The sequence below is a fragment of the Paracoccus solventivorans genome (assembly GCF_900142875.1).
Taxonomy (GTDB): domain Bacteria; phylum Pseudomonadota; class Alphaproteobacteria; order Rhodobacterales; family Rhodobacteraceae; genus Paracoccus; species Paracoccus solventivorans.
The window spans coordinates 335,699-359,264 of the sequence record NZ_FRCK01000002.1; the positions used below are offsets into that span (position 1 = coordinate 335,699).

Below are 23,566 nucleotides of genomic sequence, written 5' to 3' on the forward strand. Positions count from 1 at the left end.
CAATGGATTGACCAGCGCCTTTACAGGCCGAAAATGACAGGAAACCGCCAATGACGGTTTTGCGAGACAGGGGGAGGTTAATTCGATGAAACATCTGTTGACGGGCACCGCGGCGCTGATGCTGACCGCCGCACCGGTTTTTGCCGGCGCCATCGAGCGCGCGCCGCAGTCGCTGGGCATCCTGTTCGAGGAAGGGAATTACGTCGAGTTTGGCGTCGGCCGGGTGAGCCCGGAGCTGTCGGGGAACGACGTTGGCTCCGGCACGCCGACCGGGGACATCGCCAAGAATTACAACTTCTTCGGCTTGGGCTACAAGCACCAGTTCAACGAGAACCTCTCGGGCGCGATCATTGTCGAACAGCCGTTCGGGGCGGATATGTATTATCCCACCACCGGCTCGGCGATGCTGGGCGGGACGGCGGTGACCATCGACTCGACCACCTACACGGCGCTGCTGCGCTACAAGTTCGATAACAACATCGGCATCCACGGCGGGATCCGCGGCTCGCACGCCAGCGGCGAGGTCGATCTGCGGGGTGACGGATACGCCCTGCTGGACGGCTATAGCGCCGTCCTAGACGGCACCTGGGGTTGGGGTTATGTGCTGGGCGCAAGCTGGGAAAAGCCCGAAATCGCCGCACGCGTCTCGCTGACCTACAACTCGCCGGTTACGCATGATTTCGACACCACGGAGACGCTTTCCGGGGGGCCTCTGAGAGCCGGCCAGACAACGACCTCGGTGGACACTCCCCGCTCGTGGACGCTGGAAGGACAGACCGGGGTGGCCGCCGATACGCTGGTGTTCGGCTCGATCCGCTGGGTGAAGTGGTCCGAGTTCAAGGTTGCACCCGAAGCATTTTCCTGCGCGCCGATGAACCCGACGCCGCCGACGCCCTGTTTCGGTCAGACCGACGGCCTCGTGACGCTCGAGAACACCACCACCTACACGCTGGGTGTTGCCCGCAAGTTTACCGAGAACTGGTCCGGGGCCCTCTCGCTCGGCTACGAGAAATCCGGCAACCGGCTGGTGTCGCCGCTCTCGCCCACCACCGGCCGCAAAAGCGTCGGCCTCGCCGCGATCTACACCCAGGACAACTGGAAGGTCACCACCGGCATCACCTACATCAAGCTGGGCGATGCCACTGCCGACGCGGCGGAGCCGTCGGCCGAGTTCCGCGACAACGACGCCTGGGGCATCGGCGTCAAGGTCGGCTACAGCTTCTGACCCCCTCCACGGGGTGTCACAGGGGGCGGCCCGTCGGCCGCCCCTTTTCCTTTGCCGCGTCGCGGCCTACCTATCGCGGCGGCAAGGCAGACGGGCGGGACCGATGATCTACGACAGCGCAGAATCGTGGCTGGAGGCGCCCGAAAAGCGGGTGATGCTGTTCGGCATGTCCGGGCTGGGGAAAACCCATGTCGCCTCGATGCTGCGCCGCGCCGGCGGCTGGTTCCACTACAGCGTCGACTACCGCATCGGCACCCGCTACATGGGCGAGCTGATCGCCGACGAGTTCAAGCTGCACGCCATGCAGGTGCCGCTGCTGCGCGAGCTGCTGCTGACCGATTCCGTGCGCATCCGCTCGAACATCACCTTCGACAACCTGGCGCCGCTGTCGATGTATCTGGGCAAGCCCGGCGATCCGGCGCGGGGCGGGCTGGCGTTTCCCGACTACATGACCCGGCAGAACCAGCACCGCGCCGCGGAAATCGCGGCGATGCTGGATTGCGGGCATTTCATCGACCGCGCCCGCGCGATCTACGGCTATCGCGATTTCGTCTGCGACACCTCGGGCTCGGTGTGCGAGGTGGTGGACCCCGACGATCCCCACGATCCGGTGCTGGCGGCGACCGCCCGGCTGATGCTGCCGGTCTGGATCCGCGGGACCGAGGCGCATACCGCGGAACTGGTGCGCCGCTTTGACCGCGCGCCCAAGCCGATGTATTACCAGCCGGATTTCCTGTCCCGCGCGTGGAGCGATTACGCCGATACCCACCCCGGCCCGGTCTGCCCCGACGCCTTCATCCGCTGGACCTATGCCCGCGCGCTGGCCCACAGGCAGCCCCGATACGAGGCCATGGCCCGGCGCGGCGTGACCGTCGAGGCCGACGAGATCGCCCGCGTCGCCTCGCCCCAGGATTTCGCCGCGCTGATCGCCCGCGCGATCACCCGCAAACACCGAAAGGACGCCTGATGCCGATTACGCTGCCCTCGAACCTGCCGGCGTTTGAAATCCTCAAGCGCGAAGGGGTGATGGTGATGGCGCCCGACCGCGCCGCGCGCCAGGACATCCGCCCGCTGCGGATCGCGCTGCTGAACCTGATGCCCAAGAAGATCCAGACGGAAAACCAGTTCGCCCGGCTGATCGGGGCGACGCCGCTGCAGATCGACCTGTCGCTGATCCGCATGTCGGACCACGAATCGCGCAATACCGCCGCCGACCACCTGGAATCCTTCTACCGGCCGTTCAACGAGGTCGAGGCCTCGGGCGAGCGTTTCGACGGGCTGATCGTCACCGGCGCCCCGGTCGAGCATCTGGATTTCGACCAGGTGACCTATTGGGACGAGCTGCGTCGAGTGTTCGACTGGACCCGGACCCATGTGCATTCGAGCTTCGGGGTCTGCTGGGGCGGCATGGCGATGGCCTGGCATTTCCACGGCCTGCCCAAGCACATGCTGGCGGAAAAGGCCTTCGGCTGCTTCCGGCATCGCAACCTTGCGCCCTCGTCGCCCTATCTGCGCGGGTTCTCGGACGACGTGCTGATCCCGGTCAGCCGCTGGACCGAGGTGCGCCAGTCCGACATCGACGCGCGCGGCGAATTGCAGACGCTGCTGGCCTCGGAACAGGTCGGCCCCTGCCTGATCGAGGATGCGGCGGCGCGGCGGCTCTATATCTTCAACCACCTGGAATATGATTCCACCACGCTGAAGGACGAATACGACCGCGACGTGGCGGCCGGAAAGCCGATCGAGGTGCCCGCGAACTACTATCCCGACAACGACCCCTCGCGCACGCCGACGAACCGCTGGCGCAGCCACGCGCATCTGCTTTACGGCAACTGGATCAACGAGATCTACCAGACCACGCCCTTCGACCTGGCCGAGATCGGGCGCGAATGATCGGGCGGGCGGGGCCGTGGTCTCGCCCCCTTCAATAGGTCGAGACGCTGATCCCCAGAAACGTTTCATCCTCAACGAACTTGTGGCCCAGCCGCAGCGTCAGCCGCTGGCTCAGCCGGCGGGTCAGCATCAGCGTGGGGGTCAACTCTCCGCCCTGCTCGTGCCACAGCGAGACCTGCCCGCCCCAGCCCGAGGGCAGATGCGTTGCCCCCGCCACCGCCAGCGTGGCCCGGTCGATGCTGGTGAAATCCACCATCAGGAACAGCCCCCAGTCGCCGTATTGCGCCCAGCGGTCCGCCGACAGCCGCCAGCCCGCGCGCAGCGCGCCGCAGCGGTCGCGGTCCTCCAGGCAGGTGGCCCAGCGGTAATCCGCGACCTGCCACCAGCCGATCTCCTCGGCCTTGAGCGCGGGGCCGGCGCGCAGGTTCCACGGCGCCTGCCCGCCACCCAGCGGCCATGTATACAGCACCGAGGCGCGCGCCCAGCGGTCCTTGGCATCCTCGCCCAGCGACATCCCCCAGAGCAGCCGGCCCTTTTCAACCTGCACCACCAGCTGGCCGCCCTCGCGGTGCAGGTCGAGCTGGGTCCAGCTGCCATCCGCCGCCAGCACCGGGGCAGCGGCGCAGAGCGCGATCAGCAGGGACAGCAGGCGAAACAGGCGCATGGGGGACCTCTCGCCCCTCCCTAGCGCAGCAAGGTTGACAGAGGGTTAACGGGCGCCAACCCTGAGGCGGATTCTTCAACCGCCCGCGGACCCACCATGCGCCTGTGCCGAATCCTCGCACCGTTCCTGCTGCTGGTCTGGGCCGCAACCGGGGCCGGGGCGCAGGCGCTGCCCGACTGGCAGGCGACCACGGTCAACGACCTCGCCGCGGTGCTGGCCCCGCAGGACGCGCAGGCGGTCGACCAGGCGCTGGCGCAGCTGCGCCGGGACAGCGGCGTCGAGGGCACGCTGGTCACCCTGCCCGACCGCGCCCGCTACGGCGGCGAGGCGCTGGAGCCCTTTGCCACGCGGCTGTTCAACCACTGGGGCATCGGCGACGCCCAGCGCAACGACGGTTTCATGCTGCTGTTCCTGCGCGACGACCGCGAGGCGCGGATCGAGCTCGGGCGCGGCTATCCGGTCGAATCCGACATCGTCGCGCAGGACATCATGTCGCGAGTGATGCTGCCGGCGTTGCGGCGCGGCGAGGTCTCGGCCGCGCTGCGCGACGGCACGCTGGCGGTGATCGACCATATCGCCCGCCCCCATGCCGCCGGGCAGCCGCCGGTGCCGCCGCCGCGCGACCGCAGCGGCTGGGGCGGGCTGGCGGCGTTCCTGGCCGCAGCGGCGGCAATGGTCGGGCTGCAGCTGCGCGCGCGGGCCCGCCGCAACCGCTGCCCGCAATGCGGCGCCGGGCTTTCCACCACCGACACCCCCCTGCGCGAGGACCGCCCCGACGGCGGCTGGCGCACGGCCGAGGCCTCGCGGCGCCAGCACTGCCCCGCTTGCGGCTGGAGCCGCGACCGGACCATCCCGCTGCCGGTCATCACCCATTACGACCGCGACGGGCGGCGGGAACGGGTCGAGCCAGCCCCGGGCCGCAGCGGAGTCGGCGGCGGCGGTGGCGGCGGGTTCGGGGGCGGATCCTCGGGCGGCGGCGGCGCCTCAGGGCGCTGGTAGCGGGCGCGGAACGCTTGCCAGCGCCGCCGCCGCGCCCTAGCACCGGCACCGAAACCAAGTTGAGGAGAGGGACACCATGGATCTGTCGAATGCCCGCGCCATCGTCACCGGCGGCGCCTCGGGGCTGGGGGCCGCCACTGCCGAGCTTTTCCGCCAGCGCGGCGCCCAAGTCACGGTGCTGGACCGTGACGAGGCCGGCCAGGCCGCGGCCAACGCCATCGGCGCGCACTTCGCCCGCACCGACGTGACCGACGAGGCTTCGGTCGCCGCCGCCATCGCGCTGGCGGTGGAACGCATGGGCGGCATCGACATCTGCGTGAACTGCGCGGGCGTGGCCACCGCCGGCAAGACCCTGGGCCGCGAGGGGCCGTTGGCGCTGGACAGCTTCCGCCGCGTGATCGAGATCAACCTGATCGGCAGCTTCAACGTGCTGCGGCTGGCCGCCGCCGAAATGGCGAAGAACGGGCGCGAGGAAAACGGGGTGATCGTCAACACCGCCTCGGTCGCGGCCTTCGACGGGCAGGCGGGACAGGCGGCCTATGCGGCCTCGAAAGCCGCCATCGCGGGCATGAACCTGCCGATCGCCCGCGACCTTGCCCGCAACAACATCCGCATCTGCGCCATCGCGCCGGGCATCTTCGGCACGCCGATGTTGCGCGGCCTGCCGCAAGAGGTGCAGGACAGCCTCGCGGCCGAAGTCACCAACCCAAAGCGGCTGGGCGATCCGGCGGAATATGCGCGGCTGGCGGCCTTCATCGTGGAAAACGGCTACATGAACGGTGAAACGATCCGCATCGACGGCGCGTTGCGGATGCGCTGACCCTGCCCTGCCCCAGCCCGAAAGGTGCCGCAAGATGCCCGACGCCGCCGCCGACCCGCTTGACTGCCTGATCGTCGGCGGCGGCCCGGCCGGGCTGACGGCGGCGCTGTATCTGGCGCGCTTCCACCGCCGGGTGATGGTGGTGGACAAGGGCGAGGGGCGGCTGCAGATGATCCCGCGGACCCATAACCTTGCCGGCTATCCGCAGGGTATCCGCGGGGCCGACCTGCTGTCCGAGATGCGCGGCCAGGCCGCCCGCTACGGCGCGGCGCTGGTTCAGGCCGAGGTGACCGCGCTGCGCCACGCGGACGGGCTGATCGAGGCCGAGATCGCGGGCCCCGCCGCCGGCGCGCCTGTCACCGGCCCTGCCACCGGCGCCCCCCTCGCCCAATCGGTGCGCGCCCGCACCGTGCTGCTGGCGACCGGGGTGGTGAACCACCGCCCGCCGCTGGACGCAGCCACCCACGACCGCGCCGTCGCCGCAGGGCTGCTGCGCTACTGCCCGATCTGCGACGGCTACGAACAAAGCGGCAAGCGCATCGCGGTGCTAGGCGGCGACCGCCACGGGCTGGCCGAGGCGGTGTTCCTGCGCAGCTACAGCCGCGACGTCACGCTGGTCTCGCTGACCGGGCTGGCGCTGGACCCCGCCGAACGGGCCGAGGCGGAGCGCGCCGGCGTGGCGCTGACCCCCGCGCCGGTGTCGCATTTCGGCTTTAACAAGGGCGAGGTGCGGCTGACCCTGGCCGACGGCTCGCAGCATGTGTTCGACACGCTCTATGCCGCGCTTGGTACCCATACCCGCAACCGCCTGGGCGAGATGCTGGGCACGCGGCTGGTCGATGGCGAGTGTTTCGTCACCGACGCCCATCAGCGCACCACCGCCAGCGGGGTCTATGCAGCCGGCGACGCGGTGGACGCGCTGGACCAGATCGGCATCGCCATCGGCACCGGCGCCCGCGCCGCCGTCGCCATCCACAACGACCTGCGCGCCCGCGACGACGAGCTGCTGGTTCCCTAGCCCAGCAGCCCCTCGGCCACCGCCGCCGACAGAAGGTCCACCGCCGCGGCCAGCCGCAGGTCGATCTCGGCCAGGTAGCGGGTCCAGTCCATGAAACCCGACAGCGGCTCGGCCCCGTCGGAAATCCCGCGCAGCCCGATCAACGGCAGCCCGAACCCCAGGCAGGCGCGGCAGACGGCATGGGTCTCCATGTCCACCATGTCGGCGTCGATGGCGTCGTAATCCCCGCCCGACACGATCGCCGCGCCCGAGGACAGGCGCGCCAGCGGGATGCCGGGGACATGCGGGGCCAGCGCCAGCTCGGCCGGCAGGTCCAGCCCCGGGGTCAGCCCGCGTGGGAACCCCAGCGCCGAGACATCCATGTCGCGATAGCTGACCGATTGCGCCTGATAGACCCCGCCCTGTTCCAGATGCCGCGACCCGGCGCTGCCCAGCGACACCACGGCCAGCGGCAGCGCGCCCGCGGATTCCAGCCGGGTCAGCGCGGCGGTGACGGCGACGGCGGCCTCGACCGGGCCGATGCCGGCCATCAGCGGCGTGATCCGCGCCCGCAGCGCCGGACCGTACTCCTCGGGCGCGGCCATGACGAACAGCAGCGGCCGCCCGGCGACCAGATCCACCGCCGGCAGCCCCGCGCCGATCCGGGGCGGGCGCAACCCGCCGAACGCTTCGCCTGCATCACCGCTCATCGCATCCCCTCGCTGCCGTCCCATCCTGTCCCAGCCACGGCCGACATTCTCTGTCTTGCCAAAGGCAGGCCGCACCCGCGGCCTTCGCCCTTGCCCCGCGGCCGACCCGCCGCTAGCGTTCTGACCAAACGTCCAACCCGGAGTCCAGCCCGTGTCCATCCTGCGCACCACCGCCATGGCGCTTGTCCTTGCCGCGCCCAGCCTGTCCCCCGCCCTTGCCGCCGATCCCGAGCTGACCGTCTTTGACTGGGCAGGGTTCGAAGAGCCGGTGATCTATCAGAAATACATCGACAAGCACGGCCAGGGCCCGACCTTCGCCTTTTACGGCGACGACGACGAGGCTTACCAGAAAATCGCCTCGGGGTTCCGGGCGGACGTGGCGCACCCGTGCAGCCAGATGGTGTCGAAATACCGCGACGCCGGGCTGATCGAGCCCTGGGACGAAAGCCGCATCCCGGCGGTGGCCGACATCGACCCGCGCTTCCTCGATTCCGAGGTGTTCCGCGACGATCAGGGGCTGTGGTACATCCCCGCCGATTTCGGCTCGACCGCCGTCGCCTACAACACCGAGACGGTGCCCGAGGAAGACGTCTCGACCCTGCAGATCTTCGTGAACCCGGCCTATCAGGGCCGCACCTCGCTGCCCGATTCCGCCGATGACGTCTGGGCGCTGGGCTATCTGGCCACCGGGGTGACCGACTGGACCGACGTCAGCGACGAACAATTCCAGGCCGCCGCCGACTGGCTGCGCAAGGCGCACCAGAACGTCGCCGTCTATTGGGCCGACCCCGCGGAAGAGGCGCAGCTGATGGCCTCGGGGGCGGTGGACGTGGCGTGGTCGTGGAACGACGTGCTGCCGCTGCTCGAGGCCGAGGGCTATCCGATCGGCTTCCAGCGCACCGCGACCGAGGGGTCCTCGACCTTCTTCTGCGGCTTCGTGAACCTCAAGAACGGCCCGGGCAGCGAGGACAAGGCCTATGACTTCATCAACGCCTGGCTGGACCCCGGTTCCGCGATCGGGCTGCTGGACACCATCGGCTATGGGCTGACCAACACCAAGGGGCTGGAAACCGTCGCCGACGACCCGCGGGTGGTCCACGGTCTGGCCGAGATCGACGCCCCGGTGCTGGCGCAGGTCCCCAACGACCCCGAACAGCGCGAGCGCCAGCTGATCGAGTTCGAAAAGATCAAGGCCGGCTACTGAGCGGCCCGGACGCGGGGGCGCTGCCCCCGCACCCCCGGGATATTTGGGCCACGATGAAACCAGCCGAGGGTTTCATCGTGGCGCAAACATCCTCGGGGGGGAATCGCCGCCAGGCGATGGGGGGCAGACAGCCCCCCTTTCTTTTTCGGGCAGGCTCAGCGCCGCGGCATGGTGGCGCCGGTGCGGGGATCCAGCTTTTCCTCGATCTTCCTGCCATCGGTGGTGATGTATTTCACCTCCCAATAGCCGTCGTCGTCCCATTCCAGCTCGTCGATATAGGCGAGCGCGGCGCCGGCGCTGGTCTCGACCTGCGCGACGATCTGCGACAGCTTCAGCCCGTCGGCGGGCGGCGGCGCGGCGATCGCGAGGGCGGGGGCAAGGCCCAGGGTCAGGGTCAGGGCGGCGGCGGCGGGGAAAATACGCATGGGAAAACCTCGATCATGTCGGTGACTGCCCGGCAACGCCGCGGGGGGCGGATGGTTCCGGGGCGCGCGGCGCCCGCCCCCGCGGATCACATTGCGGCCGCGGCAGCTTTGTGTAGCTTGCGCCCATGAATCTCGGAAGGATATTCCCATGAAACGTCGCGACTTCCTGTCCACCGCCGCGCTGGCCTCGGCCGCCGGCGCGCTGGCCGCCCCGGCGCTGGCGCAGGCCCGGCCGAATGTCACCTGGCGGCTGACCTCGAGCTATCCGAAAAGCCTCGAGACGCTCTACGGCATTTCCGAGCATGTCCCGCGCCGGGTGGCCGAGATGACCGACGGCGGCTTCCAGATCCAGCCCTTTGCGGCCGGAGAGCTGGTGCCGCCGCTGCAGGCGCTGGACGCGGTGTCGGACGGCACGGTGGAATGCGCGCATACGCTGGGCTCCTACAACATCGGCAAGGACCCGACCTGGGCTTTCGACACTTCGCTGCCCTTCGGGATGAACACCCGCCAGAACACCGCCTGGCTGCTGTACGGCGGCGGGCTCGAGCTGGTGAACGAGTTCATCGCCAGCGCCAACGTCCGCTCGATCCCCTCGGGCAACACCGGGGCGCAGATGGGCGGCTGGTATCGCAAGCCGATCACCTCGGTCGCGGACCTGAACGGGCTCAAGCTGCGCATCGCCGGGCTGGGCGGCACCATCCTGTCGCGGCTGGGGGTGGTTCCCCAGCAGATCGGCGGCGGCGACATCTATGCGGCGCTGGAACGCGGCACCATCGACGCGGCCGAGTTCTCGGGGCCCTACGACGACGAGAAGCTGGGGTTCCAGCGGGTCGCGCCCTATTACTATTACCCCGGCTGGTGGGAAGGCACGGCCAACGTCGGGCTGTACATCAACCTTGACGCCTGGGGGGCGCTGCCCGCGTCCTACCAGGCCGTGCTGGAAACCGCCTGTTCCGAGGCGATGACCCATTGCGTCGCCAAATACGACAACGGCAACCCCGAGGCACTGATGCGGCTGGTGTCCAGCGGCGCGCAGCTGCAGGCGTTCCCCGACGACGTGCTGGCGGCGGCCTTTGCGGAATCGCGCAAGCTCTATGCGGAATATGCGGCGGCGAACGACAATTTCCGCAAGATCTACGACCACTGGTCGGCCTATTGGACCCGGCAGCAACAGTGGCTGCGGGTGGCGGAGCTGCCCTACGATTACTTCACCTCGGCCCAGGCCGGGCAGTAACACTCCAACCTCCACCTGCGCGCGGCCCCGCCCGGGCCGCGCCGCCTTCATGAACGGGAACAGCGCATGGACCGCAGCGAACAGGAACGCATCGCCCTTGACCAGCCCGCCTTCGCGCGGCTGCTGGGGTTTCGGCTGGTCGGCATCACCCAGGACGAGCTGGTGGGCGAGGTCGCGGTCACCGACGAGCTGGCCAACCGCAACGGCGTCATGCATGGCGGCGCGATCATGGCGATGGCCGACAATCTGGGCGGCACCGCCACGATGATCAACCTGCCCCCCGGCAAGACCACCACCACCGTGGAAAGCAAGACCAATTTCCTGCGCCCGATCCGCGTCGGCGACACCGCCACCGGCCGCAGCATTCCGCTGCACCGCGGGCGCACGACGATGGTGTGGCAGACCACCATCACCCGCGGCGACGGCAAGGTGGCGGCGATCGTCACCCAGACCCAGATGGTCATCGACTGGAAGGGCTGAGCCCCGGCGGCACGGGCGTCCCGGCGGACCGACAAAAGGACAAAACAGGTTGTAATAAGCTTGCCCAGCCCCGACCATGGCCGTTCCCCCAACAGGAAAGGCCGACCATGAACATGCAAGACACCCTTCGTTCCGCCGCGCTGGCGCTGCTGCTGGCCACGGCTCCGGCGCTGGCCCAGGACGCCGCCGCCCGGGCCGAGACCGCGGGACAGGCCGCGCCGGAAGCGGCGGCGCAGGAATACGCGCCGCAAAAGGCCGTCTATCACATCAACTATCCGGGCGGCATCGACGGCTCGGGCTACAAGCCGGCGCTGAACAACCTCGACAACCACCTGAACGCGGTGGGCGAGGACAATCTGGACCTGCGGGTGGTGATGCACGGCGACGGGCTGGGGCTGCTGGCCGCGGCGAACAAGGACCAGGCGCTGCAGGCCACGATCTCGGACCTCAAGGCGCGGGGGGTGCGATTCCTCGTCTGCAACAACACGCTGGTCGGCCGCAACATCGACCCGGAAACCGACCTGTTCGACGTCTGGCCCGAGGATATCGTGCAGGCCGGGGTGGCCGAGGTCGCCCGGCTGCAGCAGGAGGGCTTTGTCTATATCAAGCCCTGACGCGAGGCCCCTCGATCGGACCTTGCAGGGGGGCGGCGGCCCCCCTATCTTAGAGCTGTCCGGGTTCGCCCGGACTATGGACATAAACGCGCAGGTAATAAGCGGATCGGACCCGGGGGCGGTACCCGGCGGCTCCACCACCCATCCCTCGTTGGGGGCGAATGGGGCCGAAACAGGATCGACGAACGTCTAAAGCTGTTTGCTTTGTCTCGGTGAGCTACCACCGTTATCGGTGCGAAAAGTACAGTTGCCAACGACAACCGTGCTCCGGTGGCTCTGGCTGCGTAAGCAGCTCGGGTAACCGAAAACTAAGCCCTGTCGCTTAGCCGCGGCAGGCGGGGCCCGCAGGAGCCTGGCAACAGAATCCTGCACCTTCCCCCCCTTTTTCCGCTATCCCATCGGCCCCTGCGATCCGCGCATGCTGGCGCGCCGCGCATCCTCGCGCCGGACCCAGATCGCCAGCCCCAGGAACACACCGATATAAAGCAGCCCCATCGCCAGCACCACGACGCCCGGGATCGGGCCGATGCGGGCGCGTTCGATGAAATGGGCCGGCGAGGTGACCGGGCTGGGGTGGACCAGCAGCTTGCCGACATAGGCGATGGACTGGATCAGCAGGATCCACAGGTAGTTGCGCCGGATGCGCCGCGACATCGCCACCAGATAGCTGACGTGATAGCGCGGCGCGCGATAGTCGTCGGCCAGCGTCAGCTGCCAGTTGGTGCCGTCGTCCAGCACCCCGTCGCGCAGCATCGGCACATAGAGATGCTTTTCCATCCAGCGCGCCCGCGCCCGCCAGACGTTGAAATAGCGATAGCGCCGCGCCTCGAGCGCAAGGAACAGCAGGATCAGGATCCCCACCAGCACCAGCGGCAGCGGCGAGGAATCGCGCGAGGCGAAGGTGATCGACAGCGCCACCCCCAGCGTCACCACCGACCAGTTGGTGGTGGTGTCCAGCCGCGTGCGCCAGACGGTCGAGCGATAGATCTCGCCCCGGTAGAGATGGGCCAGCGCCCCAAGCTCGGCCGGGGTGAAGCGGCGCGGCTCGGGCTGGTCGTCGCTGGCGCTGTCCGTGGTCAAGTCCTGCCCCTCCCCTTCCCTGCCGGGTTTCCGGGTCCCGGTCGGGCAAGTGGACCACGCCGCAATGGGGCCGCGCAAGCCCGCAGCTTGGGCGCGGGCGGGCCTGCGCGGGCCCTTTCGTTTTGCGCCTGCTTGTGCGACCAACGCCCGGCCCGCCGCTGGTGCGGGCAGGTTTGCTGGAAGGTGCCGCCGAGATGCCGCAGGATGACGCCCGCGATGCCGAGACCCTGATCGCCCGCATGGGCGCGGCCGCGCGCGCCGCCGCGGCCGCGCTGGCCCATGCCGACGCCGAGCGCAAATACGCCGCGCTGATCGGGGCCGCCCATGCCATCGTCGAATCGGAAGCCGCCATCCTCGACGCCAATGCCGAGGATCTGACCTATGCCGAGCAAAAGGGCCTGTCGCCGGCGATGATCGACCGGCTGCGGCTGGACCCGGCCCGGATCCGCGACATCGCCGACGGGCTGCGCACGGTGGCCGAACAGCCCGATCCGGTGGGGCGGGTGCTGGCGGAATGGGACCGGCCGAACGGGCTGCATATCCAGCGGGTGGCCACGCCCATCGGGGTGCTGGGGGTGATCTACGAAAGCCGCCCCAACGTCACCGCCGACGCGGGCGCACTGGCGCTGAAATCCGGCAATGCGGTGATCCTGCGCGGGGGGACGGATAGCATCCATTCCTCGGGCGCGATCCTCGACTGCATGAAACGGGGGCTGCGGCAGGCCGGGCTGCCCGAGGACGCGATCCAGATGGTGCCGGTGCGCGACCGCGCCGCCGTCGCCGCGATGCTGCGCGCGCAGGGGCTGATTGACGTCATCATCCCGCGCGGCGGCAAGGGGCTGGTCGGGCTGGTGCAGGCCGAGGCCCGCGTGCCGGTGTTTGCGCATCTGGAAGGCATCTGCCACGTCTATGCCGACCGCGACGCCGATCTGGACAAGGCGCGGCGCGTGGTGCTGAACGCCAAAACCCGGCGCACCGGCGTCTGCGGCGCGGCCGAGACCCTGCTGATCGACCGCGGCTTTTATGAACGCCACGGCGAGGTGCTGATTCGCGACCTGCTGGACGCGGGCGTCGAGGTCCGGGCCGAGGGCGAGCTGGCCGCCATTCCCGGCACCACCCAGGCCCGCCCCGAGGATTTCGGGCAAGAGTTCCTGGACATGATCATCGCGGCAAAGCTGGTCGACGGCGTGGACGGGGCGATCGCCCATATAAGCCAGCACAGCTCTGGCCACACCGAATCGATCCTGACGGAAAACGACGCCACCGCCGCCCGGTTCATGCAGCGCATCGATTCCGCGATCCTGCTGCGCAATGCGTCGACCCAGTTCGCCGATGGCGGAGAATTCGGGATGGGCGCCGAGATCGGCATCGCCACCGGCAAGCTGCACGCCCGCGGGCCGGTCGGGGCCGAGCAGCTGACCAGCTTCAAGTATCTGGTGACCGGGGACGGCACCATCCGTCCCTGAACCACGCAGGTGGGCGGGGTCAGAAACTGATCTCGCCGCCGGTCGCGTCCACCTCCCACAGGATGGGGCGATGGTGCTGCTGCGCCAGCACCCCCAGCACCGCGAAATGCACCTCGGACGGCTCGGGCGGCGACAGCGGCGCCCCCAGCGGCGCCAGCCAGCCCCACAGCCCCGGCTGACTGCGGGTGCGCGAGGCCTCGCCCACCACCCGCCAGCCCGACATCGAGCGGCAGACCAGCACCCGCCCGCCCCAGGGCATCGCCGAATCCATGCACATCAGCGCCAGCAGCAGCATCCGCGCCTCGACCCGCGACAGATCGCCGCTGCCCTCGATCTCGACCGCCAGCCTTGTCCCGCGGGCGTAATCCTGCGCCAGCTGCGCGACCTCGGTCACGGCGGTGCGCTGGTCGCGGGTGGCATGGCCAAAGGCGGTGCGGTAGAACCGCACCCGCGCCCGCGCCGCCTTGACGCTTTCGCCGATCAGCGACAGCTCGGGCGACTTGGCCAGCCCCGGGTATTCGCCGGCCATTTCCAGCAGCTCGACCCCGTTGCCGATCGCCCCCAGCGGAGAGACCAGATCATGGCACAACCGCGCCGCGACCAGGCTGGCCAGTTCGATGCCCAGCCCGCCGGATGCGCCGGCCGGGATCGCGTCGGCCGGGATTGTGACCGGCCTCATCGTCCGCTAGCCTTTGCGCCCAGACCAGCCAAGGCGGATCCCAAGATGAACACGACATCCACAGCCGCGCCCGACGCCGGGCCGATTGCCGGGATGCCCGCCCCCGGTGCCGTCCCGGCCGATGGCCGCTGCACCCCGGGCCGGACGCGATGGCGCTCTTGGTGCGGGCGGGATGCGGGTCCGGGCCGTGTTGGATCAGAACTGCTCACTCCTGCGCCCTCGTGATGTTTTCTGCTCTAATTGCAACAACCAATTCCTTGCAATCTGCGGATGTGTCAAGCAATTTTCCGCCGATTTGGCGATTGCCGTCGGCGGAGTGCCGCGCATTTGCAACGCCCGAGCGAAAGGAGAGCCGATGAAGACCGATCCGGGCTGGCTCGAGGTGCGGCTGGCGGCAGATGAGCGCGACCTGCGCGCGGCGCAACGGCTGCGCTATCGCGTCTTTGTCGAAGAGCTGGGCGGAGACGGGCCGCTGGTCGATCATGACGCCCGGCTGGAGCGGGACGAGTTCGACCCGGTGGTCGATCACCTGCTGCTGGTCGACACCCGCCGCGACCCCGACGCGGGCGAGCATGTGATCGGCGCCTATCGGCTGCTGCGCAGCCAGGTGGCCGAGGCGTTCGGCCGCTATTACTGCGACAGCGAATACGACCTGACCCCGCTGCGCCAGTCCGGACGGCGGCTGGTCGAGCTGGGGCGCTCTTGCGTGGACCCGGCCTATCGCGGCGGCTCGGGGATGTTCCTGCTGTGGAACGCGCTGGCCGACTATGTGCTGGCCCACGACATCGAGATCCTGTTCGGCGTCGCCAGTTTCCACGGCACCCGGATCGAGCCGCTGGCGCAGGCGCTGTCCTGGCTGCATCACCACCATCTGGCGCCCGCGGCGCTGCGGCCGGTGGCGCGGGCGCCGCATTACCAGCGCATGGACCTGATCGCCCCCGAGGCGCTGGACCGCCGCGCCGCGATGACCGCGATGCCGGCGCTAATCAAGGCCTATCTGCGGCTGGGCGGCGTGGTCGGCGACGGCGCCTGGATCGACCACGAGTTCAACACCACCGACGTGTTCCTGCTGATGGACACCGCCGCCATGTCCGAACGCCACCGCCAGTATTACCAGGACCGCCGGCAGGGGGCATGACCACGGCGCCCCCCCGACCCGCGCCCGCCGCAGCGGCGCCTGCCGGCGAGGACACGGCAGCGGGCGGCGCCGCGCGGCCGAACGGCGCGACCTGGCGGGGCCTGCCCTCCGACGTGCCGCCGCGGCCCTCGGGGCTGGGCTGGCTGCTGGTGGCGCTGCGCGGGGGCGCGGTGGTGGCGGTGCTGCTGGTCGGGGTGCTGCTGCTGTTGCCGCTGCGCGGGGCGGAGCGGCTGGCGGCGGGGCGCAGGCGGCCGCTGACCGGGCCCTGGGTGCAAGGGGTGTGCCGGCTGTGCCTGCTGGCGCTGGGGATCCGCTGGCAATGCCGCGGCGCAAGGATGCGCGGCCCGGGCGCGATGGTCGCCAATCACTCCAGCTGGCTCGACATCTTCGTGCTGAACGCGGCGGCGCCGGTGTTCTTCGTCAGCAAGTCCGAGGTCGCGGGCTGGCCCGGGATCAACATCCTGACCCGGGTCACCGACACGCATTTCGTGACCCGCGACCCCAAGCTCGCCCGCGTGCAGGCGGCCGAGTTCGCGGAACGCACCGCGCTTGGCCACCGGCTGCTGTTCTTTCCCGAAGGCACCAGCACCGACGGCCGCCGCGTGCTGCCCTTCAAGCCGACGCTGTTCCAAGCGTTCCTGGACCCGGCGCTGCCCGAGGGGCTGGCGATCCAGCCGGTAAGCGTGCGCTATACCGCCCCCTGGGGGCGCGAACCGCGCTTCTATGGCTGGTGGGGCGACATGGATCTGGGCCCGCATCTGCTGGCGGTGCTGGGCCAGTGGCGGCAGGGCAGCGTCACCGTGACCCTGCATCCGCCGATCCCGGTCGCCGGCCACGACCGCAAGTCGCTGGCCGCCGCAGCCGAGGCCGCGGTACGCGCGCCCTTCCCCGAGCCCGCGCCGCGCGCCTAAGACCTAGAGCGGCCAGAACAGCGGGATCGTCAGGCAGGCGGCCAGCCCGGTCACGATGTCCAGCGGCAGCCCGACCCGGATGAAATCGGTGAACCTGTAGCCGCCCGGTCCATAGACCATCATATGGGTCTGATAGCCGATGGGGGTGGCAAAGGCGACCGAGGCCGAGAACATCACCGCCACCACATAGGCGCGCGGATCATGGCCCAGCTGCAGCGCAAGCTCGATCGCGATCGGGGTCAGCATCACCGCCACGGCGTTGTTCGACAGCACCTCGGTCATGACGAGGCCCAGGAAATACACCGCCACCAGCGTCCAGAACGGGCTGAGCCCCTGCAGCCACGGCGCCACGTTGTCCACGATCAGGTTGACGGCGCCGGTGGCCTCCAGCGCCTCGCCGACCACCAGCATGGCAAAGATCATCGCCAGCAGCCGCGCCTCGATAAAGCCGAAGGCCTCGTCGGCGTCCACGCAGCGGGTCAGCAGGATGATGGCCGAGGCCAGGAAAGCCAGCCCCATGATCGGCGCCAGATCCAGCGCCGCCAGCAGCACCACCGACAAAAGCGCGATGGTGGCGATGGGGGCGTGGCTGCGGCGGAACGGCTTGGTGGTGGGGTGGGACACGTCCACCAAGTCCATGTCCGCCGCCAGCCGCGCGATGTCGGCCGGGGCGCCTTCCAGCAGCAGCGTGTCGCCGACGCGGACCTCGAGGTCGTCGAGCTGGCGGCCGATGTTCTGGTTCCGCCGGTGCGCGGCGATGGGATAGACCCCATAGCGCCGCCGCAGCCGCAGGTCGCCCAGCCGCCGCCCGATCATCCGCGCGCCGGGCGAGATCAGCACCTCCACCGTCTCGGTCTCGACCGAGGACAGCTTGTCGAAGGCGCGCAGCCCCTTGTCCTTCTGCATTTCCAGCAGGTCGGCCATCCCCGAGCGCAGCACCACCCGGTCGCCGTGTTCCAGCACCACATCGGCCAGGTTGCGCCGCAGCGAGGTGTCCCCGCGCAGCACGTCCATCACCCGCACGTTCTCGCGCTTGAACAGCTTGACGTCGGACAGGCCCATCCCGATCAGGTTGCTGCCCTCGGGGATGGCGAACTCGGTGAAGTATTTCATCTGGCTGCGGTCGGTCAGGAACGAGGCCATCGAGCCCCGGTCCGGCAGCAGCCGCCAGCCGACCAGCCCCAGGTAAAGCGCGCCGACCACGGTCACGGCCAAGCCGACCGGCAGGATGTCGAAGATGCCGAACGGTTCCATCTCGCGGGCGCGGATCACCCCGTCCACCAGCAGGTTGGTCGAGGTGCCGATCAGGGTGAGCATCCCGCCCATGACGGTGAAATAGCTCAGCGGCATCAGCAGCCGGGATGCCGGGATGCCGGTCTTGCGGGCGACCTGGATCACGATGGGGATCATCACCGCCACCACCGGGGTATTGTTCATGATCCCCGAGGCGATGCAGACAAAGGCGAACATCCCCGCAATGGTCAGCAGCGGCGCCGCTTCGGCGCGCGAGGTCACCAGCCGGCTGAGCTGGTTCAGCGCCCCGGTGCGCAGCAGCCCCCCCATCAGGATGAACATGAAGGCGATGGTCCAGGGCGCGCTGTTGGACAGCACCCCCACCGCGTCGTCATAGGGCGCCAGCCCCAGCGCCAGCATCAGGGCGGCGGTGCCGACCGCCACCACCTCGGGCGGGTGGCGCTCGCGCACGAACATCACGAACATTGCCGCGATGATGACCAGCGTCGTGACCGCGGCTGCATGGCCGGTCAGTCCTGCATCGAACATCGTCGAACCTCGTCACCTGACCGCCGCGGGGCGGTCGCGGCCCCGGATGCGCTATTTCCTACCTGTCCGCAAGGGATTTCGCGGGCTTGCATGGGCGCGCGCGCAGCTCAGACCGGCAGGGGCAGCGCCAGCCTGCCGCCCTCGCGGATCGGCTCGACCGAGCTCGCCAGCCCGGTGCGGTCGTCGGTCACCACCAGCAGGCCCGACAGCGTGGCCTCGCCCTCGGCAGGGGTGAAGCGCTCGCGGGTCATGCCGGTCAGGAAGCGGCGCATGGGTTCCGCCTTGTCCATGCCGATCACGCTGTCATAGTCGCCGCACATGCCGGCATCGGACTGATAGGCGGTGCCGCGCGGCAGGATCTGGGTGTCGGCGGTGGGGACATGGGTGTGGGTGCCCACCACCAAGCTGGCGCGGCCGTCGCAGAAATGCCCCATCGCCATCTTTTCGCTGGTGGCCTCGGCGTGGAAATCCAGCACCGCCGCCTGCACCATGCCGCCGGCGGGATGGGCGCGCAGCACTGCGTCGATGGCGCTGAACGGGTCGTCGAAGGGGCGGCGCATGAACACCTGCCCCAGCGCCTGCGCCACCAGGATCTTGCGCCCGCGCGCATCCTGGAACACCCGCGCCCCCCGCCCCGGCGCCTCGCGCGCGAAGTTCAGCGGCCGCAGCACCCGCGGCTCGGTCTCGATGAAGCTCAGCATGTCCTTTTGATCAAAGGCGTGGTCGCCCAGCGTCAGGCAGTCGGCCCCCGCCTCGAGCAGCAGCCGCGCGTGGGCGCCGGTCAGCCCCATGCCGCCGCTGGCGTTTTCCCCGTTCACAATGGTGAAATCCGCCCGGTGCCGGGACTTGAGCCCCGCAAGCCGTTCCGAGATCGCCCGCCGCCCGGTGCGGCCCATCACGTCGCCAAGAAAAAGTATCCGCATCCGACAGCGTTACGACAACTGCAAGCGGCGCATCAAGCACTGATACGCCACGGGGCGGGCCGATGGTCGCGATGGACGCTGCCGGGGCGCGGCGCTAATCATGCCGCATGAACCCCCATGATTCCCCCCGCGGCCTGTCCTTCGCCATCGGCGCCTATCTGATCTGGGGCCTGATGCCGCTGTATCTCTACACGCTGCGCGACGTCCCCGCGGGCGAGGTGGTGGCGCACCGGGTGCTGTGGTCGCTGCCGATCGCGCTGATCGTGCTGCGCCAGAACGGGCAGCTGGAAACGGTGGCCGCGACCCTGCGCAAGCCGCGGCTGGTGGCCATGGCCGGGCTGACCGCGGTGCTGATTACCGTGAACTGGCTGACCTATGTCTGGGCCGTGACCCACGGCCAGACCGTCGAGGCCGCGCTGGGGTATTACATCAACCCCCTGTTCAGCATCTTCCTGGGCTGGGCGCTGCTGGGCGAGCGGCTGAGCCGCCCGCAGCTGGCCGCGATCTCGCTGGCGGTGCTGGCGGTGGTGCTGCTGACCACCGCCGCGGGCGGGCTGCCGGTGGTGGCGCTGACCCTGACCGTGACCTGGGGGGTCTATGCCTATTGCAAGCGCCGCCTGCCGCTGCCCCCGAACGAGGGCTTCACCGTCGAGGTGCTGCTGCTGTTCGTGCCCGCCGCCGGCTATCTGCTGTGGCTGGAGTGGACCGGGGCCGGGCATTTCGGCCGCTCGGCTGGCGAATCGCTGCTGCTGGTGGGCACCGGGGTGATCACCGCGGTGCCGCTGATGCTGTATGCCAACGGCGCCAAGCTGCTGCGGCTGTCCACCATCGCGGTGCTGCAATATCTGGCGCCGACCATGGTGTTCCTGATCGCGGTGGCAATCTTCCACGAGCCCTTTGCGGGCGTGCGGCTGGTCGCCTTCCCGCTGATCTGGGCGGCGCTGGTGCTGTATACGGCGACGCTGATCCGCAGGCCCGCTCGGATCGGTTGACGGGGCGGCCGGACCGGGGCGCTGCCCCGGGCCGCTGCCGCGGCCTTCCTCGCTGAAAACGGTCCACTGGACCGTTTTCCGGGTGCTCGGAGGCCCCGGGATATTTTCATGATGAAGAAGCCGCTTGTGCCGCAGGCTGGGCCGGCGGGCGGCGCCTATTCCACCGTGACGGATTTCGCGAGGTTGCGGGGCTGGTCCACGTCGGTGCCCTTGGCCACCGCGGTGTGATAGGCCAGCAGCTGCATCGGCACCGCATAGACGATGGGCGCGAAGGCGCCGGCGCCGGCGGGCATGGTCAGCACGGCATGGGTGCCCTCGGCCCCCGCCTCGATCCCGGCGCTGTCGGACACCAGCAGCACCTGCCCGTGGCGGGCCATCACCTCTTGCATGTTCGACAGGGTCTTTTCGAACAGCGCGTCCGAGGGCGCCACCACCACCACCGGCACGTTGCGGTCGATCAGCGCGATAGGCCCGTGCTTGAGCTCGCCCGCGGCATAGCCCTCGGCGTGGATATAGCTGATTTCCTTGAGCTTCAGCGCCCCCTCCAGCGCGACCGGGTATTGCGCGCCGCGGCCCAGGAACAGCACGTCCTGCGCCTCGGCCAGCCAATCGGCCAGCCGGCGGCAGTCGTCGCTGGCCCCCACCGCCTGCGCCACCAGCGCCGGGACCGCGATCAGCTGGTCCAGATGCGCCGCCAGCTCCGCCGGCTCCAGCGCGTCGCGGTCGGCCGCGGCCTTCAGCGCCAGCACCGCCAGCACCGCCAGCTGGCAGGTGAAGGCCTTGGTCGAGGCCACGCCCACCTCGACGCCCGCCAGGATCGGCAGGGCGATGTCGGTATCGCGCGCGATGGCCGAGGTGCCCACGTTCACCACCCCCAGCGTGCGCGCCACCTTGTCCTTGCAGTAATGCAGCGCCGCCAGCGTGTCGGCGGTCTCGCCCGACTGGCTGACGAAGATCGCCCAGCTTTCGGGGGACAGCGGCGGCTCGCGATAGCGGAACTCTGACGCCACATCGACGTCGCAGGGCAGACCCGCCAGCCGCTCGAACCAGTATTTCGCCACGCAGGCGGCGTAATAGGCGGTGCCGCAGCCGACCAGGGTGATGCGGTCGACGCCGCGGAAATCGACCGAGTCGGGCAGGACGATGCGGCCGTCCTTGATGTAGTGGCTGAGCGCGTCGCCCAACACCACCGGCTGCTGGGCGATCTCCTTGGCCATGAAATGCCGGTAGCCGCCCTTGTCGATGGCGGTGGCGCCGACGTCGATGCGGGCCATGTCGCGGTTGGCGCGGCGGCCGGCGGCGTCGAAGATCTCGGCCCCCGCGCGGGTGATCACCACATGGTCGCCATCCTCGAGATAGGTGATGCGGTCGGTGAACGGGGCCAGCGCGATCGCGTCCGAGCCCAGGAACATCTCGCCCTCGCCATGGCCCAGCGCCAGCGGGCTGCCCTTGCGGGCGCCGATCATCAGGTCGGGTTCGCCCTGGAACAGGAAGGCGAGCGCAAAGGCCCCGTGCAGCCGCGAGAGCGTGGCGCGCACGGCGTCAGTCGGGGCCATGCCCTGCGCCATGTGGTGCGCGGTCAGCAGCGCCACGGTCTCGGTGTCGGTCTCGGTTCGGGCGACGATGCCGTGGGCGGCAAGGTCCGCGCGCAGCTCGCGGAAGTTCTCGATGATGCCGTTATGGATCACGGCGACGGGGCCGTGGCTGTGCGGGTGGGCGTTGGTTTCGGTGGCCGCGCCATGGGTGGCCCAGCGGGTGTGGCCGATGCCGGCGCGGCCTTCCAGCGGCTGATGCACCAGCAGGTCGGACAGGTTGACCAGCTTGCCCACCGCCCGGCGGCGGTCCAGCCGCCCCTCGCTGTCGACGGTCGCCACGCCGGCGCTGTCATAGCCGCGGTATTCCAGCCGCCGCAGCCCCTCGACCAGCTGCGGCGCCACCTGGTTCTTGCCGAGGATACCGATGATTCCGCACATGTCAGGCTCTCCCCTTGGCGGCGCGCAGCGCCTGCATGATCCGCACGGCCAGCCCCGGCTTGGTCACCTGCCGGGCGCGGCCCAGCGCCAGCGCCCCGTCCGGCACGTCCCGGGTGATCACCGAGCCCGAGCCGGTCATCGCCCGCGCCCCCACGCTGACCGGCGCTACCAGCATGGTGTCCGAGCCGATGAACGCATCCGCCCCGATCACCGTGCGGTGCTTGCCCACCCCGTCATAGTTGCAGGTGACGGTGCCGGCGCCGATATTCGTGCGCTCGCCCACCTCGGCGTCGCCCAGATAGGTCAGGTGGCCGACCTTGACACCCTCGGCCAGCACCGCGTTCTTGATTTCCACGAAATTGCCGACATGGGCGTCGCCGCCGAGCTCCGCCCCCGGGCGCAGCCGCGCAAACGGGCCGACGCTGGCACCGGCGCTGACGTGGCAGCCCTCGAGATGGCAGAAGGGCAGGATCTCGGCGCCGCTCTCAACGGTGACGCCGGGGCCGAAGACCACGTTCTGCCCGATGATGGCGTCACGGCCGACATGGGTGTCCAGCGCGAACCAGACGGTGGCCGGGTCGGCCATGGTGACGCCGTTTTCCAGCGCCTCGGCGCGCTTGCGGGACTGGAAGGCGGCCTCGGCGGCGGCGAGCTCGGCGCGGGTGTTGATGCCCAGGGTTTCCGCCTCGTCGCAGGTGACGACGGCGGCGCTGCGGCCCTGCGCACGGGCCAGCGCCACCACGTCGGTCAGGTAGTATTCCCCGGCGGCGTTGTCGTTCGACAGCTGCCCGACCAGATCGCGCAGCAGGGCCGCATCCACCGCCATCACCCCGGAATTGCACAGGGTGATCGCACGGGTGGCATCATCCGCGTCCTTGTATTCCACGATGCGGTCGAGCGTATCGCCATCGGCCACCAGTCGGCCATAGCGGCCCGGATCGGCGGCCCGGAACCCCAGCACCACCACATCGGCCGGGTGCGACACCAGCGCGGCCAGCGTGTCCTCGCCGATAAAGGGCGTGTCCCCGTAAAGCACCACCACCCGGCCGTCGAACCCGTCCAGCAGCGGCAGCGCCTGCGCCACCGCGTGGCCGGTGCCCAGCTGTTCGGATTGCAGCGCCACCTGCGCCTGAGGGTCGAGCCTGGCCACCGCGCGGCTCACCGCATCGGCGCCATGGCCCGCGACGACGACCACCAGCGCGGGGTCGAGGCTGCGCCCCGCCGCCAGCGCATGCGCCAGCAGCGCCGTGCCCCCCAGCCGGTGCAGCACCTTGGGCAGGTCGGACTGCATCCGGCTGCCCTGCCCCGCCGCCAGCACGATCAGCGCCACCGCCCGTTCCGTCATCCGCGCCTGCCC

General features: G+C 69.7%; 23 protein-coding genes and 1 other RNA gene. 15 read left to right on the plus strand and 9 right to left on the minus strand.

The annotated features are described in order from the left end of the window. Window positions 1-85: 85 nt before the first annotated feature. From BUB57_RS04880 to metA, 3 genes are all read left to right on the plus strand, one after another. Window positions 86-1,225 carry an OmpP1/FadL family transporter gene (locus BUB57_RS04880; RefSeq protein WP_073063029.1) on the plus strand — a complete coding sequence of 380 codons (1,140 nt, stop codon included), beginning with the start codon at window positions 86-88 and terminating at the stop codon, window positions 1,223-1,225. 103 nt (window positions 1,226-1,328) lie between these two features. Next, entirely contained in the window at window positions 1,329-2,192 is an 864-nt protein-coding gene (locus BUB57_RS04885; RefSeq protein ID WP_073063033.1) for an ATPase, read from the plus strand. Next, on the plus strand, window positions 2,192-3,118 hold the full coding sequence (gene metA, locus BUB57_RS04890; protein ID WP_073063037.1) for a homoserine O-acetyltransferase MetA: 927 nt from the start codon (window positions 2,192-2,194) through the stop codon (window positions 3,116-3,118). The genes BUB57_RS04885 and metA overlap by 1 nt, the downstream gene beginning before the upstream one ends. Before the next feature lie 31 nt (window positions 3,119-3,149). Here the strand turns inward: metA and BUB57_RS04895 are convergent, their stop codons facing one another. After that, on the minus strand, window positions 3,150-3,782 hold the full coding sequence (locus BUB57_RS04895) for a hypothetical protein (RefSeq protein ID WP_073063040.1): 633 nt from the start codon (window positions 3,780-3,782) through the stop codon (window positions 3,150-3,152). A 96-nt stretch (window positions 3,783-3,878) separates the two neighbouring features. Between BUB57_RS04895 and BUB57_RS04900 the strand changes: the two genes are divergently transcribed. From BUB57_RS04900 to BUB57_RS04910, 3 genes are all read left to right on the plus strand, one after another. After that, entirely contained in the window at window positions 3,879-4,781 is a 903-nt protein-coding gene (locus BUB57_RS04900) for a TPM domain-containing protein (RefSeq protein ID WP_084731962.1), read from the plus strand. 76 nt (window positions 4,782-4,857) lie between these two features. Continuing rightward, window positions 4,858-5,601: an SDR family oxidoreductase gene (locus tag BUB57_RS04905; RefSeq protein ID WP_073063043.1), complete on the plus strand. Its 744-nt coding sequence runs from the start codon at window positions 4,858-4,860 to the stop codon at window positions 5,599-5,601. A 34-nt stretch (window positions 5,602-5,635) separates the two neighbouring features. Continuing rightward, window positions 5,636-6,619 carry an NAD(P)/FAD-dependent oxidoreductase gene (locus BUB57_RS04910; protein WP_073063047.1) on the plus strand — a complete coding sequence of 328 codons (984 nt, stop codon included), beginning with the start codon at window positions 5,636-5,638 and terminating at the stop codon, window positions 6,617-6,619. Here the strand turns inward: BUB57_RS04910 and BUB57_RS04915 are convergent. Then, a complete protein-coding gene (locus BUB57_RS04915; protein ID WP_084731963.1) occupies window positions 6,616-7,308 on the minus strand; it encodes a 5'-methylthioadenosine/S-adenosylhomocysteine nucleosidase in 693 nt (230 codons plus the stop codon). The two genes, BUB57_RS04910 and BUB57_RS04915, sit on opposite strands and share 4 nt — an antisense overlap. A 175-nt stretch (window positions 7,309-7,483) precedes the next feature. Here BUB57_RS04915 and BUB57_RS04920 point away from each other — a divergent pair, with 175 nt between their 5' ends. Beyond that, entirely contained in the window at window positions 7,484-8,512 is a 1,029-nt protein-coding gene (locus tag BUB57_RS04920; RefSeq protein WP_073063677.1) for an extracellular solute-binding protein, read from the plus strand. Window positions 8,513-8,667: 155 nt separating this feature from the next. Here BUB57_RS04920 and BUB57_RS04925 read toward each other — a convergent pair whose 3' ends face one another. Beyond that, window positions 8,668-8,937, minus strand: coding sequence for a PepSY domain-containing protein (locus tag BUB57_RS04925; RefSeq protein WP_073063051.1), 270 nt, complete (start codon window positions 8,935-8,937; stop codon window positions 8,668-8,670). 148 nt (window positions 8,938-9,085) lie between these two features. On the opposite strand from BUB57_RS04925, the gene BUB57_RS04930 reads away from it, so the two are divergent. The 4 genes from BUB57_RS04930 (at window position 9,086) to ssrA (ending at window position 11,638) form a co-directional block, all read left to right on the plus strand. Continuing rightward, window positions 9,086-10,171, plus strand: a complete 1,086-nt coding sequence (locus BUB57_RS04930) for a TRAP transporter substrate-binding protein (protein WP_073063054.1) — start codon at window positions 9,086-9,088, stop codon at window positions 10,169-10,171. Window positions 10,172-10,237: 66 nt separating this feature from the next. Next, entirely contained in the window at window positions 10,238-10,651 is a 414-nt protein-coding gene (locus tag BUB57_RS04935) for a PaaI family thioesterase (protein WP_073063057.1), read from the plus strand. Window positions 10,652-10,764: 113 nt separating this feature from the next. After that, window positions 10,765-11,265 (plus strand): DsrE family protein, encoded by a 501-nt coding sequence (locus BUB57_RS04940; protein ID WP_084731991.1) that lies wholly within the window; start codon window positions 10,765-10,767, stop codon window positions 11,263-11,265. Window positions 11,266-11,283: 18 nt separating this feature from the next. After that, window positions 11,284-11,638: a transfer-messenger RNA gene (ssrA, locus tag BUB57_RS04945) on the plus strand. A 17-nt stretch (window positions 11,639-11,655) separates the two neighbouring features. Here ssrA and BUB57_RS04950 read toward each other — a convergent pair. Next, window positions 11,656-12,345, minus strand: coding sequence for a DUF2270 domain-containing protein (locus BUB57_RS04950; RefSeq protein ID WP_073063061.1), 690 nt, complete (start codon window positions 12,343-12,345; stop codon window positions 11,656-11,658). Between the two features lie 194 nt (window positions 12,346-12,539). On the opposite strand from BUB57_RS04950, the gene BUB57_RS04955 reads away from it, so the two are divergent. Continuing rightward, window positions 12,540-13,811 carry a glutamate-5-semialdehyde dehydrogenase gene (locus BUB57_RS04955; RefSeq protein WP_073063064.1) on the plus strand — a complete coding sequence of 424 codons (1,272 nt, stop codon included), beginning with the start codon at window positions 12,540-12,542 and terminating at the stop codon, window positions 13,809-13,811. A 19-nt stretch (window positions 13,812-13,830) separates the two neighbouring features. Here BUB57_RS04955 and BUB57_RS04960 read toward each other — a convergent pair whose 3' ends face one another. After that, window positions 13,831-14,490, minus strand: a complete 660-nt coding sequence (locus tag BUB57_RS04960) for a histidine phosphotransferase family protein (RefSeq protein ID WP_084731964.1) — start codon at window positions 14,488-14,490, stop codon at window positions 13,831-13,833. Between the two features lie 355 nt (window positions 14,491-14,845). Between BUB57_RS04960 and olsB the strand changes: the two genes are divergently transcribed. Both olsB and olsA read left to right on the plus strand, forming a co-directional pair. Continuing rightward, on the plus strand, window positions 14,846-15,628 hold the full coding sequence (olsB, locus tag BUB57_RS04965; RefSeq protein WP_073063068.1) for an L-ornithine N(alpha)-acyltransferase: 783 nt from the start codon (window positions 14,846-14,848) through the stop codon (window positions 15,626-15,628). Further along, complete coding sequence (olsA, locus tag BUB57_RS04970; protein WP_084731965.1) at window positions 15,625-16,539, plus strand: lyso-ornithine lipid O-acyltransferase; 915 nt, start codon at window positions 15,625-15,627, stop codon at window positions 16,537-16,539. Before olsB ends, olsA begins: the two co-directional genes overlap by 4 nt. 3 nt (window positions 16,540-16,542) lie before the next feature. Here olsA and BUB57_RS04975 read toward each other — a convergent pair whose 3' ends face one another. Together BUB57_RS04975 and BUB57_RS04980 are read right to left on the minus strand one after the other, a co-directional pair. Next, entirely contained in the window at window positions 16,543-18,321 is a 1,779-nt protein-coding gene (locus BUB57_RS04975; RefSeq protein WP_073063071.1) for an SLC13 family permease, read from the minus strand. A gap of 107 nt (window positions 18,322-18,428) precedes the next feature. After that, on the minus strand, window positions 18,429-19,244 hold the full coding sequence (locus tag BUB57_RS04980) for a TIGR00282 family metallophosphoesterase (protein ID WP_073063074.1): 816 nt from the start codon (window positions 19,242-19,244) through the stop codon (window positions 18,429-18,431). Window positions 19,245-19,351: 107 nt separating this feature from the next. Here BUB57_RS04980 and rarD point away from each other — a divergent pair, with 107 nt between their 5' ends. Next, complete coding sequence (rarD, locus tag BUB57_RS04985; protein WP_073063077.1) at window positions 19,352-20,236, plus strand: EamA family transporter RarD; 885 nt, start codon at window positions 19,352-19,354, stop codon at window positions 20,234-20,236. A 155-nt stretch (window positions 20,237-20,391) separates the two neighbouring features. On the opposite strand, the gene glmS is transcribed toward rarD, so the two are convergent. Both glmS and glmU read right to left on the minus strand, forming a co-directional pair. Beyond that, window positions 20,392-22,209, minus strand: a complete 1,818-nt coding sequence (gene glmS, locus BUB57_RS04990; protein ID WP_073063081.1) for a glutamine--fructose-6-phosphate transaminase (isomerizing) — start codon at window positions 22,207-22,209, stop codon at window positions 20,392-20,394. 1 nt (window position 22,210) lies between these two features. Then, window positions 22,211-23,554, minus strand: coding sequence for a bifunctional UDP-N-acetylglucosamine diphosphorylase/glucosamine-1-phosphate N-acetyltransferase GlmU (gene glmU, locus BUB57_RS04995; protein ID WP_073063084.1), 1,344 nt, complete (start codon window positions 23,552-23,554; stop codon window positions 22,211-22,213). Window positions 23,555-23,566: the final 12 nt, after the last annotated feature.